14 protein-coding genes and 1 riboswitch are annotated in these 17,008 nt (G+C 45.0%); of the genes, 11 read left to right on the plus strand and 3 right to left on the minus strand.

From position 1 onward, the window contains the following. Positions 1–77: 77 nt before the first annotated feature. Positions 78–641 carry a folate family ECF transporter S component gene (locus tag BS63_RS0100735; protein WP_002960447.1) on the minus strand — a complete coding sequence of 188 codons (564 nt, stop codon included), beginning with the start codon at positions 639–641 and terminating at the stop codon, positions 78–80. A gap of 251 nt (positions 642–892) precedes the next feature. Next, a riboswitch (THF riboswitch) is annotated at positions 893–981 on the minus strand. A gap of 193 nt (positions 982–1,174) precedes the next feature. On the opposite strand from BS63_RS0100735, the gene BS63_RS0100740 reads away from it, so the two are divergent. Next, positions 1,175–2,539: a UDP-N-acetylmuramoyl-tripeptide--D-alanyl-D-alanine ligase gene (locus BS63_RS0100740; RefSeq protein ID WP_002960446.1), complete on the plus strand. Its 1,365-nt coding sequence runs from the start codon at positions 1,175–1,177 to the stop codon at positions 2,537–2,539. A 23-nt stretch (positions 2,540–2,562) separates the two neighbouring features. Beyond that, entirely contained in the window at positions 2,563–3,243 is a 681-nt protein-coding gene (locus BS63_RS0100745; protein ID WP_002960443.1) for a YwaF family protein, read from the plus strand. Between the two features lie 212 nt (positions 3,244–3,455). Here BS63_RS0100745 and BS63_RS0100750 read toward each other — a convergent pair whose 3' ends face one another. Together BS63_RS0100750 and BS63_RS0100755 are read right to left on the minus strand one after the other, a co-directional pair. Continuing rightward, the gene (locus tag BS63_RS0100750; protein WP_002960441.1) at positions 3,456–3,758 is read right to left on the minus strand and encodes a hypothetical protein; all 303 of its coding nucleotides are present in this window, start codon (positions 3,756–3,758) and stop codon (positions 3,456–3,458) included. Positions 3,759–3,821: 63 nt separating this feature from the next. Then, complete coding sequence (locus BS63_RS0100755; RefSeq protein ID WP_002960439.1) at positions 3,822–4,037, minus strand: hypothetical protein; 216 nt, start codon at positions 4,035–4,037, stop codon at positions 3,822–3,824. Positions 4,038–4,798: 761 nt separating this feature from the next. Between BS63_RS0100755 and BS63_RS0100760 the strand changes: the two genes are divergently transcribed. The 9 genes from BS63_RS0100760 (at position 4,799) to lpdA (ending at position 16,951) form a co-directional block, all read left to right on the plus strand. Continuing rightward, entirely contained in the window at positions 4,799–6,460 is a 1,662-nt protein-coding gene (locus tag BS63_RS0100760; protein ID WP_002962508.1) for a ribonuclease J, read from the plus strand. Positions 6,461–6,549: 89 nt separating this feature from the next. Continuing rightward, on the plus strand, positions 6,550–7,335 hold the full coding sequence (locus BS63_RS0100765) for an alpha/beta hydrolase (protein WP_002962510.1): 786 nt from the start codon (positions 6,550–6,552) through the stop codon (positions 7,333–7,335). A 107-nt stretch (positions 7,336–7,442) separates the two neighbouring features. Further along, entirely contained in the window at positions 7,443–8,159 is a 717-nt protein-coding gene (locus BS63_RS0100770) for a matrixin family metalloprotease (RefSeq protein WP_002962513.1), read from the plus strand. An 8-nt stretch (positions 8,160–8,167) separates the two neighbouring features. Beyond that, positions 8,168–8,536: a hypothetical protein gene (locus BS63_RS0100775; RefSeq protein WP_002962515.1), complete on the plus strand. Its 369-nt coding sequence runs from the start codon at positions 8,168–8,170 to the stop codon at positions 8,534–8,536. A 143-nt stretch (positions 8,537–8,679) separates the two neighbouring features. Then, the gene (gene abc-f / locus BS63_RS0100780) at positions 8,680–10,608 is read left to right on the plus strand and encodes a ribosomal protection-like ABC-F family protein (protein WP_028798377.1); all 1,929 of its coding nucleotides are present in this window, start codon (positions 8,680–8,682) and stop codon (positions 10,606–10,608) included. Positions 10,609–11,041: 433 nt separating this feature from the next. After that, positions 11,042–12,010: a thiamine pyrophosphate-dependent dehydrogenase E1 component subunit alpha gene (locus tag BS63_RS0100785; protein WP_002962283.1), complete on the plus strand. Its 969-nt coding sequence runs from the start codon at positions 11,042–11,044 to the stop codon at positions 12,008–12,010. Between the two features lie 487 nt (positions 12,011–12,497). After that, positions 12,498–13,496, plus strand: a complete 999-nt coding sequence (locus BS63_RS0100790) for an alpha-ketoacid dehydrogenase subunit beta (RefSeq protein ID WP_002960145.1) — start codon at positions 12,498–12,500, stop codon at positions 13,494–13,496. A gap of 103 nt (positions 13,497–13,599) precedes the next feature. Then, positions 13,600–14,997 (plus strand): dihydrolipoamide acetyltransferase, encoded by a 1,398-nt coding sequence (locus BS63_RS0100795; protein WP_028798378.1) that lies wholly within the window; start codon positions 13,600–13,602, stop codon positions 14,995–14,997. Positions 14,998–15,175: 178 nt separating this feature from the next. After that, positions 15,176–16,951: a dihydrolipoyl dehydrogenase gene (lpdA, locus tag BS63_RS0100800; protein ID WP_032798523.1), complete on the plus strand. Its 1,776-nt coding sequence runs from the start codon at positions 15,176–15,178 to the stop codon at positions 16,949–16,951. The last annotated feature ends 57 nt before the right edge of the window (positions 16,952–17,008 follow it).

The following is a 17,008-nucleotide window of genomic DNA, read 5'->3' on the forward strand; positions in this document are numbered from 1 at the left end:
CTGATGGCGAAGATGTTTGATATATGTAGGATTGAGGGGCTTTGACGACTTTGCCGTTGAAAGACTATCCCACTCCCTCATTTTTTGATTCCGGTTAATTGGCGCCAATCTCTCAGTCTTTGAAGCTGGGTCAGGACCAGCATGGTGAGGATAACTCGAACTGGAATTTCAAAGATTTTCAACCAACGGCCTGCGATAAATTGGGCAGCAATGGGAACTTTGAAATAGATTTGAGTTAAGAGGGGCGTGAAGATGAAGGTTCCAAAAATCATAATGACCAGAGTGGCTAGGCTGACATAGGCCCAGTCCATTTTTGAGGTCCAGCTCAGCGATTTTCCATAAAAGAAGAAACCGTAGAGGGCGCCTTGGACAGCCTCCATCAGGGTCCACCAGATAATGAAATTGGCTGTTCCGCCCGTCATGCTATCAATCAGATCAATCAGGGCTAGGGCAACAAAGCCGTAGGCAGGTCCGCCGATAGCCCCAATCATGGCCGAGGCGATGAAGGTCAGACTAAAGACCAGCTGATTAGGTATGATGGGGATGGAGAACTTGCTGACCACAACCGACAGAGCCATAAGCATGGCTAGGCTAACCAATTGTTTGGTTGAGAGTTTTGGGAAAAAGGGTTTAGAAAACATAAAAAGCTCCTTTCAAGCTGTCACCAAGCTGTTTCCACTTGCAAGAACAGGGGAATCATCCGTGGGAGCGGGAGCTCTTGGATTAATTGCAGTTTGCCGGTTGTCCTGTGTCTAAATGGATTGACACAAGACAGCCGCCCTTCTTCAAAGGTTTGTGGGTAAGCTCAGCTACTACTAAAGTTAGTGGAGCTGTTTGAAATGTTGCCTCTAGAACTGGGCCTATTGAACCAAGCTCAGAGGTGGCGATTAAAAACAGCGGATGCAGTGATTTACCGCGCTTTGCTTCCTTATGTGACAACATCCCATTCACATACACTTGACGCAAATCACTTACTCTGTATTTTGAATACGGCCCTAGTTTAGCACCTTTTCAGGAGTTTTCCTAGGTTTTCAGAGAATTTCATGACGATTGTTCGTATTTTTCTGAATTACTTTGTTAAATTACTTTTATTGGTCCAGCCTACTTTGGGTCTGGCATTTATGGTATAATTTTTCAAGAAAGATTTTGATACTGTAAAAAATAAGGAAGACTAATGAAATTAAGCTTACATGAAATTGCTGGAGTGGTGGGAGCCCTCAATGATATTTCCAAGTTTGAGGATTTCCCCATTCATGCTATTGAATTTGACAGTCGCAAGATTAGTTCTGGCGACCTCTTTTTGCCCCTCAAGGGGACACGTGACGGTCATGAATTTATTCCAACTGCCTTTGAAAATGGGGCTGTGGCTACCTTTTCTCGCATTGAGCTGGATGATGTGCCCTACATCCTGGTCAAGGATCCCTTGACTGCCTTTCAAACCCTGGCCAAATACTATCTGGAGAAAATGGGTGTAGATGTGATTGCAGTGACGGGCTCCAATGGTAAGACCACGACCAAGGATATGATTCACGATGTCTTGGCCACTAGCTATAAGACCTACAAGACCCAGGGCAACTATAACAATGAGATTGGCCTGCCTTATACGGCCCTCCACATGCCAGATGATACTCAGAAGATTGTCCTTGAGATGGGGCAGGACCACCTTGGTGATATTGATCTTCTGTCTAGGATTGCCCAACCCAAGATTGGTGTCCTGACTCTGATTGGCGAGGCCCATCTAGAATTTTTCGGTAGTCGTGAAAAAATTGCCCAAGGTAAGATGCAGATTGTTAATGGCATGGCTAAAGATGGCACCCTGATTGCTCCGGCGGATAAGATTATTAATGCCTATTTGCCTGAAAATCAAAAGGTAGTCCGCTTTGGCCCTGACCAAGACATTTTCTTGACTGAGCTGGTTGAGCGCAAGGATAGTTTGAGCTTTGCGGTCAATTTTATGGATGGTTTGATTGAGCTCCCCGTGACTGGCAAGTACAATGCCACCAACGCTATGTTGGCAGCCTATGTTGCCCAGCTTGAGGGCGTGGCCGATGAGGACATTCGCTCGGCCTTGAAGCATTTAGAATTGACCAAGAACCGCACCGAGTGGAAGAAGGCCAGCAATGGTGCCGATATTTTGGCAGATGTTTACAATGCCAATCCGACGGCTATGAAGCTGATTTTGGAAACCTTCCTGACTATTCCAGCCAATGAGGGCGGCAAGAAGATTGCCCTCTTGGCTGATATGAAGGAGTTGGGAGCGGATTCGGTTCAGCTACACAATAATATGATTATGGCCATTAATCCAGAGGATTTGGACTATCTGATTTGCTACGGGGAGGATATTGCTGGTCTGGCGCAATTAGCCAGCCAGATGTTCCCTCTGGGCAAGGTCTGTTATTTTAAGAAAACCGATCAGGAAGATCAGTTTGAGGATATGGTCAAGCAGGTCAAGCAATTGCTAGGGCCTAACGACCAAATTTTGCTCAAGGGGTCTAATTCCATGCACTTGGATAAGGTCGCCCAAGTCCTAGAAGAATAGTGGTGATAGAGGAGAAAGCTAGCGTGACAGAATTTTGGCAACATTTTTTTACAACCCAACAGGCGCAAGTGCCGACCATATCTTCTTTCTGGTATGCGATGATTCTCCTGGGTCTGGTCGTCCTGGCCTGGTTGACTGCTCTCTACCATGACCGGCCTGCTTATGTTCGCTTCTTCAAAGGGCTTCAACTGGTTCAGCTGGTCGCCCTCTATGGCTGGTATTTGCTTTGTCGAATTCCTTTGGACTACAGCCTGCCCCTCTATCATTGCCGAATTGCCATGTTTGGTCTAGTCTTTTTGCCAGACCGCTGGCGCTTCAAGCAATACATTGGTCTGATGGGCTTCAGCGGGGCAATTTTTGCTCTGGGATATCCGGTGATGGACCCCTACAGTTTTCCTCACATCACGGGAATTTCCTTCCTGCTTGGTCACTTTGCTCTCTTTACCAATGGCTTGATTTATCTGCTCAATTATTTTAAAAAGGACAATCTCAGCCTGACCAAGATAGTGGTCTATACATTTGTCCTGGACCTCTTCTTGCTAGGTGTTAATCAGCTGACGGGTGGAAATTACGGCATTCTGCGCGAGCCTCCCTTTATTGATCCTAGTAATGTCTGGTTCAACTATCTGGTTGTTTCAAGTGTTTTGAGCCTAGCCTTGATTCTAACGGAACTTGGCTTCAGACGATTTAAAAGAACTCAATAAGAATTACGACATAAAAAAGCTCTCACACTCTGATAACCGGTTTCTTGAGTATGAGAGCCTTTTATTTTGAAAAAGAGTTTTTATTCACCTTTGTGCCTTATCCGATAATGAGTATTAAATTGGTACATATCCAGCAATATTTTAAGAAAATCAGAGCATTGGTTTAAGCCAAACAGAGTATTAATTGATTTGACATGAAGGGTAAAGCTGACTTATTTTGTTTCTTTTTCATCTAACAGAATGTAATCTTTTTTAAATTTCTGAGAGCTGATAATTCTTTCATTAGTCAGGTCAATGATATCTCCAACATAAGCGATAGCGTAGATTCCATAACCCCAGTAATGGTCATTTTTTGACCAATGTGGGAAAAGACTAGGAACCATAATTTGAAGCTTTTTATCATCTTTCCAGATTAGTTGCTTCTTCTTGAAGGCAGAGAGAACCCAATCGGGTTGGGGCCCATTTTGACTAACTTTCCAGACCTGTGCTGATTTTCCTTTATATAATACTTTCATAATTAATTTGTCTCTTGTTGAGTGGTTGAGGAAAAGAATTTTCAAAAGGCAAAACCAATTCATTTAGGGATTACAGCTATTTGGGGTTCCACCAGTTCCATACGGAGAACAGGGTCTGCTTGGATGCCTTATTACATGTCCGTTTAATTGATCTAAGGTCACCCCACCGTCGTAGGCTTGAGCAAATCCAGCGAAAAGTGAACCCCAGAATCCACCGTTAACTTGGGATAAGCTTTCATCATTCGTAGGCTCAAATTTTTCAATTGATTGTGTTTTCATAGTAAATCCTCCACTTTTTATAAAAAAATTAGTTACTCTATGAATTTTGAGTTAATTGATAAGAATAGCTATTTTTATACTCGAGTAGGTTTCAAAATCATAAAATAAAACTGTCTGATATATCTGACATAGTCATAGTAGCACAAAATGAAAACGATAACATCCAACTGTCGTGAAATAGCCAAAATAAGTCGTGAACGGAATTTCTATCTTAATTACCCGCTTTATAATATCATTTAGTAGCAAATTCAATAGTGATTTTCGCATAGCTTAGTTACCAGCAGAATGGCCTCAATTATGCTATAATATAAAGGACTGTAATTCGACTTAGCTAGGCCAGTCTTGGAAATTAGGGCGGCTAAGGACCGTTGGTAAAAATAATACTCTTCGAAAATCAAAAGATCCGTCGTTAACTCACTTTGCCGTACTTATTGAAGAAAACAGAGCTTTCCCCATTCTGCACCTCAAAAGGTCTCCCAGACCTTATGAGCTATCTACAGTTCGTGCGATAGCTCATAAAGTTGGTAAAATCAACTAACTTTATGAGCTTAGTGAAGAAACTAGTCAGCCAACCATAGTTGCTGACGTTCTGTTAGTTAAACGACAGTTTTTACTAACAGATGTTTCTCCCCTCGGTAACTTCTGATTTTTATTGAGTAAAAGATGACAGCTTGGTCATCGGTAAGAATAAAATATAGCGATAGCCAGATAAGAGAGCTGATAAGGCTCGAGTATCGGACTTAGTAAGGAGTTTTGTCACCATGAGTGATATTAAAATTATTGCCCTGGGTGGGGTGCGTGAAAACGGGAAGAACCTCTACCTAGCGGAGATTAATGAGTCCATCTTTGTTTTGGATGCTGGGCTCAAGTACCCAGAAAATGAGCAGCTGGGGGTTGATGTGGTCATCCCCAACATGGACTATTTGATTGAAAATCGGGACCGAGTACAGGGTGTTTTCCTGACTCACGGTCACGCTGACGCTATCGGTGCCCTGCCTTATCTTTTGCAGGATGTGCGGGTGCCAGTCTTTGGGTCTGAATTGACCATCGAATTGGCTAAGTTGGTGGTTAAGAATAACTCACAAGTTAAGAAATTCAATAACTTCCACGTGGTTGATGCCCAAACAGAAATTGAATTCAAGGACGCGGTCGTTTCCTTCTTTAGCACAACCCACTCCATTCCTGAAAGCTTGGGAATTGTCTTGAGAACTGACCAAGGTAATATTGTTTACACCGGCGATTTCAAGTTTGACCAAGCGGCTAGTCCTGGTTACCAAACCGATTACGCTCGTCTAGCGGAAATTGGTCAAGAAGGTGTCCTGGCTCTTTTGGCAGACTCAGCTAATGCGGACAGCAAGGTTCAAGTAGCCAGTGAGGCAGAAGTCGGCGAAGAAATGGATGATGTCATTTCAGACGCTAAGGGGCGGATTATTGTCGCTGCTGTGGCCAGTAACCTGTCCCGAATTCAACAGGTCTTTGATGCGGCCGCTGAATACGGCCGTCGCGTTGTCCTGACGGGATTTGACGTGGAAAATATTGTCCGGACAGCCATTCGTTTGAAGAAACTTAGCATTGCTGATGAAAAGCTGATTGTCAAACCTAAGGACATGAACAAGTACGAGGACCACGAGCTGATTATCCTAGAAGCTGGTCGGATGGGGGAACCTATCGAGGGCCTGCGGAAGATGTCTATCGGACGTCACCGCTATGTGGAAATCAAGGATGGCGATTTGGTCTATATCGTGACCACGCCTAGCGTTGCCAAGGAAGCCGTTGTCGCTCGTGTGGAAAATATGATTTACAAGGCTGGGGGCTCTGTTAAGCTGATCACGCAGAACTTACGAGTGTCTGGTCATGCTAATGGTCGTGAACTGCAGCTTTTGATGAATATCCTGCGACCTAAATACCTCTTCCCGATTCAAGGGGAGTACCGAGAACTTCAGGCCCATGCAGACCTGGCAGAAGAAATTGGCATGTTGCCAGAAAACATCTATATCATGAAGCAGGGTGACATCATGCTTTTAGGTGACCAAGGCTTCATGCATGAAGGTGGTGTACCAGCTAGCGATGTGATGATTGACGGTAATGCCATTGGCGATGTGGGCAACATTGTCCTGCGGGATCGCAAGATTCTTTCCGAAGACGGTATCTTTATTGTGGTTATCACGGTTAACAAGAAGAAAAAGACCATTGTCTCCAAAGCCAAGGTCCATACTCGTGGATTTGTTTATGTGCGCAAGAGTCGGGACATTCTGCGTGAAAGTGCCGACCTGGTCAACAAGACTGTGGCGGATTATCTGGCAACCGAAGGCTTCGACTGGGGCGAACTCAAGGGCTCTGTTCGTGACGAATTGGGCAAGTTTCTCTTTGACCAAACCAAACGTCGTCCAGCTATCTTGCCAGTGATTATGGAAGTACGCTAAGCGCTTAGGTTCTTTCTGATTTTAGCACAGTTATTAAACAAGAGGAGGTTGGGCCTGTCCCGCCTCTTTATCATAGATAGGAGAATTTTATGGCATTTTTTCAAATCGAATATCATTCAAAGGTTCTAGGATATGAACGGCAGGTCAATGTCATCTATCCAGATAGTTTTGAGATGACCCAGGCAGAAGCAGATAGCAAGGATGTCCCTGTTCTCTATCTCTTGCATGGCATGGGTGGCAACCAAAATTCTTGGCAGAAGCGTACCAGCATTGAGCGACTTTTGCGACACACCAATCTGATTGTTGTCATGCCATCTAGCGACCTGGCCTGGTACACCAACACGACCTATGGTCTCAATTATTTCGATGCCCTTGCCAAGGAGCTTCCTCAGGTTATGCGACGCTTTTTCCCTAATATGACCAGCAAGCGGGAGAAGACCTATATTGCTGGCCTTTCCATGGGAGGTTATGGGGCCTATAAGATTGCCCTTTTGACCAATCAATACGGCTATGCCGGTTCTTTCTCTGGTGCTCTTAAGCTGGACCTGGCTAATCTTAGGGATAATGTTGATGCCAATTTAGCCTACTGGCAAGGGGTCTTTGGTGACCTGGATGCTGCTGATATTGATAAGTATCAACTGAGCTCCATGGTGGCTAAACATGATAAAAAGACCAAGTTTTTCGCCTGGTGTGGTCAGGAAGATTCTCTCTTTTCACTCAACGAGGAAGCCATTGCTGACTTTAAGGATCAGGGCCTAGATGTGACCTACTCTAGTTCACCAGGCCGGCATGAATGGTATTATTGGGAAAAACAATTAGAGGCCTTTTTACGTTGGTTACCCCTAGATTACGTTGAAGAAGAGCGTTTATCTTAAGCTTATCAGCCCTTTAACAAATGAGTAACAGCTAGCTTGAAAGTTGTATTTTTGGCTTTTGCTTGTTATACTTGTGGTCACTTAAAAGATTGAGGAGGGGAGTGTTTATGAAAGGTTTCTTCAAACTATTATGGGCTATTCCTAGGGCCATTCTCAGTTTTGTTTGGCATTTTTTCTGGGGTTTTATCAGGACTCTGGCCATTTTCGCTCTAGTTATTTTTGCCCTGGCTTGGTACGCCAATCACAGTCAGTCTCCATTTGCTCAGACCGTGCGGACGGGCTTAACCAATGTAACTAGCCAATTTTCACCCCAGGCTAATCTCAAGCAAAATCTTAAAAAGATAGCGACTGATGCTGCCTCTGACCACCAGGGTCAAGGAGCACGTTGGGAGACCAACTCGGCAACGGTTTATATTGCTTCCACGGATTCGACCTTTGTTTCAGCCTATCAGGAAGCTATCACGGCCTGGAATAATACGGGGGCCTTTAGCCTGAATCTTGTATCAAATAAGGACTCTGCCAATATTATTTTGACCGATCAATCCGACAGCTCCAGTCAGGCAGCGGGCGAAACCAAGACAACGACGGAATCTTTAACCAATCGGATTACCCATGCAGATGTCTATCTCAATTCTTACTACCTGCTCAATGATGCCTATGGTTACAGTCAGGAGCGAATTGTCAATACGGCAGAGCACGAATTGGGTCACGCCATGGGTTTGGATCACGATGATAGTCAGGCTTCTGTTATGCAATCGGCTGGTTCTTACTACAGTATCCAGGCGACTGATATTGCTGCCTTGCAAAAACTTTATGCCAATTAGGGGGACATATGATTGCCATGTTTAAAGGCTGGGCCCATCGTTATCCAGAACAAGCTTTCTTACTGATTTTCAATAGTGGGGTTTTTGTCTGGTTACGTCTGGCTGGCTCAGCTATCTCCAATAAATTAGCCCTGGGCTGGGACCATGCTGTCCACCTGCCCAACTGGCTGATTAACCTAAGCCACAATAGTTTGGCCGGTTTGCAAGGTTTCTTCGGCCATACAGCTCTGACTTGGTTGATTGTGTCCATGGTCTTGACCTTAGTGCTACGCTTTATCAAGGGCTTGGTCAAACTCCTGCTTTTTCTCCTGATTGTGGGAGTGGGAGTCTATCTGGTTTATCGTCATCAGACCATTCTGGGGCAGCTCCCAGGGTAAAAATCAATTGAGAAACTCTATATTGGGTTGCTTTTTTTGAACACTCGATTATTTCAAGGCTTGGCCGTTATGGAAGTTTATATTTTACGATTCAGATCACCAGCAGGAGTGCCCAGAGGTGGGAATTTTGCTATAATACTTTTATGATTATTTTACAGGGAAATAAAATTGAATGCTCTTTTTCGGGGGATGTCCTCTTTGATAATATTACTATTCAGGTTGATGAGCGAGACCGGATTGCTCTGGTAGGTCGCAATGGGGCTGGCAAGTCTACCCTGCTGAAAATTTTGGTGGGTGAAGAGGCTCCAAGCTCAGGGCAAATCAACACCAAGAAGGATCTCAGTCTCTCCTATCTGGCCCAAGATAGCCGTTTTGAATCCCAAGATACCATCTATGATGGCATGTTGCGGGTCTTCCAGGACCTGCGTCAGCAGGAGCAGACCCTGCGAGCTATGGAAATGAAAATGGGTGACCTGTCGGGAGCAGAGCTGGACAAGCTCATGCAAGACTATGATCGCCTCTCCGAGGATTTTCGAGCCCAAGGTGGCTTCACTTATGAAGCTGATATTAAGGCCATCCTCAATGGTTTCCAGTTTGATGAGACGACTTGGCAGACGCCGATTTCAGACCTCTCTGGCGGTCAAAATACTCGTCTAGCCTTGGCCAAGATGCTTCTGGAGAAGCCGGAATTGCTGGTTTTGGACGAACCGACCAACCATCTGGATATTAAGACCATTGCCTGGTTGGAGAATTATCTGGCCAATTATCAAGGGGCCCTGATTATCGTCAGCCACGACCGCTATTTCTTGGATAAGGTGGCGACGGTGACCTACGATTTGACCCCGCATTCCCTGGATTGCTATGTGGGCAATTATTCCCATTTTATGGATGCCAAGGCGAAGAAATTGGCTAGCCAAGAAAAGGCCTTTGAAAAGCAGGCCAAGGAAATTGCCAAGCTGGAAGATTTTGTTCAAAGAAATATTGTCCGAGCTTCAACAACCAAACGGGCTCAGGCCCGTCGTAAGCAGCTGGAGAAAATTGAGCGACTGGATAAGCCCCAAGCTCAAGCCAAGTCGGCCAACATGACTTTCCACGCTGACAAGCCTTCCGGCAACGTGGTCCTAACGGTATCCGAGGCGGCCATAGGCTATGATAGCCAGATTCTCTCGCAACCAATTGATTTGGATATCCGTAAATTTGATGCCATTGCTATCGTTGGTCCCAATGGCATTGGGAAATCAACTCTTGTCAAGTCCATTATTGGCCAGATCCCCTTTATCGAGGGAGAGAGTCATTACGGGGCTAATGTCGAGGTGGGCTACTATGACCAAGGTCAATCCAATCTGACAAGAACCAACACAGTTCTGGATGAGCTCTGGAATGATTCCTCGACCACGCCGGAGGTGGAAATCCGCAACCGTCTGGGGGCCTTTCTCTTCTCGGGTGATGATGTCAAGAAGTCTGTCGCCATGCTCTCAGGTGGAGAGCGGGCTCGTCTGCTTCTGGCCAAGCTCTCTATGGAGAATAATAATTTCCTGATTTTGGACGAGCCAACCAATCACCTAGACATTGACAGTAAGGAAGTCTTGGAAAATGCCCTGATTGACTTTGATGGAACTCTCCTATTTGTCAGCCATGACCGTTACTTTATCAATCGAGTGGCGACCAAGGTTCTGGAAATTTCAGAAAATGGATCCAAGCTCTACTTAGGTGACTATGACTATTACCTAGAGAAAAAAGCTGAGGAAGAAGCTCTGGAACAGTTGACCAAGGAGCAAACAGGACAGGCTAGGCAGGACCAGCCAGTCTCTTCCAGCTCTGCCGATAATTATCAGGCACAAAAGGCCAATCAAAAAGAGGCCCGCAAGCTGACCCGGCGGATTGAGCAGATTGAAGAAGAGCTTGAAAAACTGGAGCAAAAAGAGAATCAAGTGTCTCAGGCCATGACCCAGACCAATGACACCCAAGAATTGGTGGATTTCCAAGCCGACTTGGACCAGCTGAGTCAGCAGCAGGAGGAACTGATGGAGGACTGGGAAGCAGTTAACCAAGCTTTAGAAAATTTACAATAATAAAATATTTTTATTGGGAGCCGGCCGTTTTACTGACCGACCTCAAATGAAAAAATGAATAGACTTTTACCACAATCCTTGCCGGAGCCCCATTCCGACAAGGATTTTTCTATGCCGCTTAGCGATTGCTGAAAGCAGAGCTTAGAAATACTGACTTGGGTGTTTAATGACTACAAGGTAAGGAGAGGGCATCTCGCTTATTTCAGGTAATCTGCCAATTCAGCTCTTAATGATTGACAAAGGCAGAGCATAGAGGCATTGCCTAGTTTGGTTGGAAGGATAATAAGAAGAGGCACAAAAAATTTGTGAAAAAATGCTCATGTAATCCTTTTATAATCCTTTACTTTCTTGGTAAAACTACGATTCAGATGTTTGAAGTTTGTGAATTATTCGAGTAGAATAAGAGCGTAATAAGAAAAATTAGGAGGTTATTATGGCAACTTTATCTAAAGACCAATATATAGATTTATATCTAAAGATGGAAAGAATCCGTGAGTTTGATCTGCGAATCAACAAGTTGGTTCGTCGTGGTTTCGTTCAGGGGATGACCCACTTTTCCGTTGGTGAAGAGGCGGCTAGTGTCGGAGCTATAGCTCCGTTGACCTACGATGATATCATTTTCTCTAATCACCGGGGTCACGGTCAATCCATCGCTAAGGATATGGATCTGAATAAGATGATGGCTGAGCTAGCTGGTAAAGCTACTGGTATCTCCAAAGGCCGCGGTGGTTCCATGCACTTGGCCGACTTTGAAAAAGGAAATTATGGCACCAATGGGATTGTTGGTGGCGGATATGCTCTAGCTGTTGGAGCCGCCTTGACCCAACAATATAAGAAGACCAAGAACGTTGTGGTTGCTTTTTCAGGTGACGGAGCAACAAATGAGGGTTCCTTCCATGAATCGGTCAATCTCGCCTCAGTATGGAAGTTACCAGTAATTTTCTTTATCATTAACAATCGCTACGGAATCTCTATGGACATTACCGAGGCGACAAACATTCCTCACCTCTACACAAGGGCAGATGCCTATGGTATCCCTGGCTACTATGTCGAGGATGGTAATGATGTGATGGCGGTCTATGAGCGGATGAAGGAAGTAGTTGATTATGTCCGAGCTGGCAATGGTCCTGCCATTATTGAAGTAGAATCTTATCGCTGGTTTGGTCATTCGACGGCTGATGCTGGAAAATATCGTAGTAAGGAAGAAGTGGATGCTTGGAAGCAGAAGGATCCTCTGCTTAAATTCCGCCAATTTTCTCTCAAGGAAACTGACTTGACCCAAGAAGATTTGGATGCTGTGCACCAGCAAGTGGTGGCAGAAATTGATGCAGCTTATGAATTTGCACAAAATAGCCCTGAACCAGAGCTTTCGGTTGCTTTTGAAGATGTCTGGGCGGATTAGGATGTCTAGTCTCATTGCAAATTTATACTGAGTGAATATCAAAATTAATATTTTTGATACTTTCTTAAAAAGTGCGGGTGCAAGCAAACTCCTCACGGAGTTTCATTGCGACACGAGGTTAGGCCAGTCGATTTTACTGGCGTAACCGAGTTAATCAGGGGGCTAGCCAATCACTCTAGAGATTGGCGTCAGGCATCGCTACTTTAGTAGTTGATGGCTTTGCCCCGTGATAAATTTTGAGCCCCTTCGCTTTTGAACTTTCAGGCTCAGGCGGATTTAGTCTACCGGACTAAATCTCTCTCAAAATTTCCCTTATTAGCAACAAGCGTACTTGTTGCTAATCTACCACTTTAGCGAAAGTATCATCCTCGACCTCCTTGTTGGTTAAAAAACTATGTTTTTTAGCAAGAATGTGTCAGTCGTAGGTTTTGAACTTAAATGTATTAACATTTAAGGGATTCAATTAGATATAGATAGGAAAAGTATTATGACAGAAACAAAGAAAATGGCCTTGCGGGAAGCTGTCAATCTGGCCATGACAGAAGAAATGCGAAAAGACGAAAATATCTTCCTGATGGGAGAGGATGTCGGTATCTACGGAGGCGACTTTGGAACCTCAGTCGGCATGTTTGAAGAGTTTGGTCCGGAGCGTGTCAAGGATACACCGATTTCTGAAGCAGCCATTGCTGGTTCAGCGATTGGTGCAGCTATAACGGGTTTGCGTCCTATTGTTGATGTGACCTTTATGGACTTCTTGACCATTGCCCTAGATGCTATTGTCAATCAGGGAGCTAAGAATAACTATATGTTTGGTGGTGGTCTCAAGACCCCAGTGACTTTTCGGGTTGCTAGTGGTTCTGGTATTGGTTCGGCTGCCCAGCACTCTCAGTCCCTAGAAGCCTGGTTGACTCATATTCCTGGGATTAAGGTTGTTGCGCCTGGTGATGTTAATGAGGCCAAGGGACTCTTGAAATCTGCTATTCGGGATGATAATATTGTTATCTTTATGGAACCCAAGGCCCTTTATGGTAGAAAGGCTGAGGTTAATTTGGACCCAGATTTTTATATTCCACTGGGCAAAGGCGACATTAAGCGTGAAGGGAGTGATTTGACGATTGTCTCTTATGGCCGTATGTTGGAGCGGGTCTTGCAGGCTGCTGATGAGGTGGCTGCTCAAGGTATCTCTGTTGAAGTCCTTAATCCTCGTACCTTGATTCCCTTAGATAAGGATTTAATTATTAACTCTGTTAAGAAGACTGGCAAGCTGATGTTGGTCAATGATGCTTATAAGACAGGTGGATTTGTTGGAGAGATCGCCACGATGGTTACTGAAAGTGAGGCCTTCGACTATCTTGACCATCCTATTGTCCGTCTAGCCGGTGAAGATGTGCCGGTTCCTTACGCTAGAGTTTTGGAACAAGCTATTCTACCGGATGTTGAAAAAATCAAGGCTGCTATTATCAAAATGGCCAACAAGGGCAATTAGACAGCTTTGAAAATCATTAGAATTTGATTAGAAAGGGATAGAAATCTCGGTCATCTATCAGTCTGAGTAGGTTGGTGGCTGACTGGGGATTCAAGAGGATATTATGGCAGTAGAAATCATTATGCCCAAGCTCGGTGTGGACATGTCGGAAGGCGAAATCATCGAGTGGAAAAAGCAGGAAGGCGACAGGGTCAATCAAGGGGACATCCTGCTAGAAATCATGTCTGACAAAACCAATATGGAGCTGGAAGCTGAGGAGTCAGGAATACTGTTGAAGATTGTCCATCCAGCTGGCGATACCGTTCCTGTTACCGAGGTCATTGGTTATATCGGAGAGGAGGGTGAAGTCATTGAAGACATTGTGGAGAAGTTAAATCCAGCAGAAAACAAGGGACAGACGGTAGCAAATACTGACAGTCCCGTTCAAGGTACTGCAGCACCACTAGCAGCCAACCAAACTGAACCAACTTCTGAACCCCAAGGAAATGGCGGCAAGGTTCGTGCTACTCCAGCAGCTCGTAAAATGGCCCGTGATTTAGGTATTGACTTGGGCCGAGTCTCTGGAACAGGACCCAAGGGGCGTGTTCATAGGGACGATGTAGAACAGTTCCAAGCAGCTCAACCTAAGGCTACCCCTCTGGCTCGTAAAATGGCCCTTGATTTTGGCCTTGATTTGGGTCAGATTAAGGGAAGTGGTATCTTTGGCAAGATTACCAAGGAAGACATCTTGGCGGTCGGTCAACCTAAGGCCAGCCAAGAAGCAGAAGAGGTGGCTCCAAAAGCAGCTCCTCTGGCAGAAGGTGTGGAAGTCAAACCAATGTCGGCTATGCGCAAGGCAATTGCCAAGGGCATGACCAACTCCTATCTGACCGCACCAACCTTTACCCTCAATTATGATATTGATATGACTAATCTGATGGCCTTACGCAAGCAATTGATCGATCCTATTATGGATAAGACGGGTCTCAAGGTGACTTTTACAGATCTGATTGGTTTAGCTGTTGTTAAAACCTTGACCAAGCCCGAACACGAGTACCTTAATGCTTCCCTTATCAACGACGCCAAAGATATCGAGTTGCATCGTTTTGTCAATCTAGGAATAGCCGTTGGTCTGGATGAAGGCTTGATTGTGCCTGTTGTTCATGGTGCTGATCAGATGAATCTGTCGGAATTTGTTGTGGCATCTAAGGAGCTTATAAAAAAGGCTCAGACTGGTAAATTAAAGGCAGCTGAGATGTCAGGCTCTACCTTCTCTATCACTAATCTAGGGATGTTTGGCACTAAGTCCTTCAATCCGATTATCAATCAGCCTAACTCAGCCATCTTGGGAGTCTGTGCCACGGTTCAAACGCCGACGGCTGTTGATGGTCAAATCACCATTCGACCAATCATGCAGCTCTGTTTGACCATTGACCATCGGATCGTTGATGGCATGAATGGGGCTAAATTTATGGTTGATCTCAAGCATATTTTAGAAAATCCAATGGAATTGTTAATTTAATTGCTTACTAAGGTTAAAAATAAAAGATTAAAAGAAAGGAAGAGAGCGAAAAGGCAGGCTTATGGGGTTTCTGATTGAATCCCAACGGAATCTTCAGAAAAAAGTTGAATTTCTTACAAATCAAGATTTTAACCTTTTCTAGTTTCAGTCGCTTCTTTTCGCTTGTGGTATATCAAAGATGGCAGTAGAAATTATAATGCCCAAGCTCGGTGTAGATATGTCCGAGGGTGAAATCATAGAATGGAAAAAGCAAGAAGGAGAGAGTGTTCAAGAAGGGGACATCCTGCTGGAAATTATGTCCGACAAAACCAATATGGAGCTGGAAGCCGAAAGCTCAGGGATTCTCCTGAAAATTGTCCATCCAGCTGGTGATACGGTCCCAGTAACCGAGATCATTGGTTATATCGGTGCCCAAGGAGAAGTGGTGGAAACTGCAGCCGCTAGTGCATCAGAACCTGCGTCAGAAGTGGCCCAAGTATCTGCTGATTTGCAGGCAGCAGGTCTGCAGGTGCCAAAGGCTCCCAAGTCTGACCAACCAACTCAGGTGGCTGCTGGCAAGCCGGAGCTAGCCGAGGATGAATACGACATGATTGTTGTCGGTGGTGGTCCTGCTGGTTATTACGCTGCTATAAGGGGAGCCCAATTGGGTGCCAAGGTTGCCATTGTTGAAAAGTCAGAGTTCGGTGGAACCTGCCTCAATAAGGGCTGTATCCCAACCAAGACCTACCTTAAGAATGCTGAAATTCTCGATGGTCTGAAAATTGCAGCGGGTCGCGGTATCAATCTGGCTTCAACCAACTATAGCATTGATATGGATAAGACGGTTGATTTCAAGAACTCAGTAGTCAAGACCTTGACCAGCGGTGTGCGTGGCTTGCTCAAGGCCAATAAGGTTGCCATTTTCAACGGCCTAGGAACCGTTAATCCTGACAAGACCGTCACTATCGGATCAACTACTATTAGAGGGCATAGCATTATCCTAGCAACAGGCTCTAAAGTTTCTCGGATTAATATCCCTGGTATTAACTCATCCTTGGTAATGACTTCTGATGATATCCTTGATTTACGAGAATTACCAAAATCTTTGGCTGTTATGGGTGGTGGTGTTGTCGGTATTGAACTGGGCCTGGTCTTCGCCTCCTATGGTGTTCAAGTTACTGTTATCGAAATGGCTAATCGGATTATTCCGGCTATGGACCAGGAAGTGTCCAAGGAGTTGGAAAAAATTCTGACCAAGAAGGGCATGATTATCAAGACTCAGGCTGGAGTAGCTGAAATTGTGGAAGCCAATAATCAGTTGACTCTCAAACTCAATGATGGTCAAGAAGTCGTCGCAGATAGGGCCCTCCTTTCAATCGGTCGGGTGCCTCAGCTCAATGGCTTGGAAAATCTCAATCTTGAGTTAGAACGTGGCCGGATTAAAGTCAACGACTACCAAGAAACTTCCGTTCCAGGAATCTATGCTCCCGGCGATGTTAATGGACGAAGGATGTTAGCTCATGCCGCCTACCGGATGGGTGAGGTAGCAGCAGAAAATGTGGTTTGGGGTAATGTTCGCAAGGCACACCTTGATTACACACCGGCAGCCGTTTACACTCATCCAGAAGTGGCCATGTGCGGAATTACTGAAGAGGCGGCTCGGCAGAAGTATGGCAATGTCCTAATCGGAAAGGCCAGCTTCACGGGAAATGGTCGGGCTCTAGCCTCAAATGAAGCCCAAGGCTTTGTCAAAGTTGTTGCTGATAGCAAGTACCATGAAATTCTCGGTGTTCATATTATTGGCCCATCTGCCGCTGAAATGATTAATGAAGCGTCCACTATTATGGAGAATGAACTAACCGTTGATGAGCTCTTACTTTCCATTCACGGACATCCAACCTTCTCAGAAGTTCTCTATGAAGCTTTTGCGGATGTATTGGGAGAAGCCATTCATAATCCACCAAAACGCAAATGAGACTAGGTCTATTAAGTAGGGAAAGAGTTCCTAAATTGGACTCTTTTCTTTTGAGAA

The sequence above is a fragment of the Streptococcus sobrinus DSM 20742 = ATCC 33478 genome, assembly GCF_000686605.1.
In the GTDB taxonomy this organism is placed as follows: domain Bacteria; phylum Bacillota; class Bacilli; order Lactobacillales; family Streptococcaceae; genus Streptococcus; species Streptococcus sobrinus.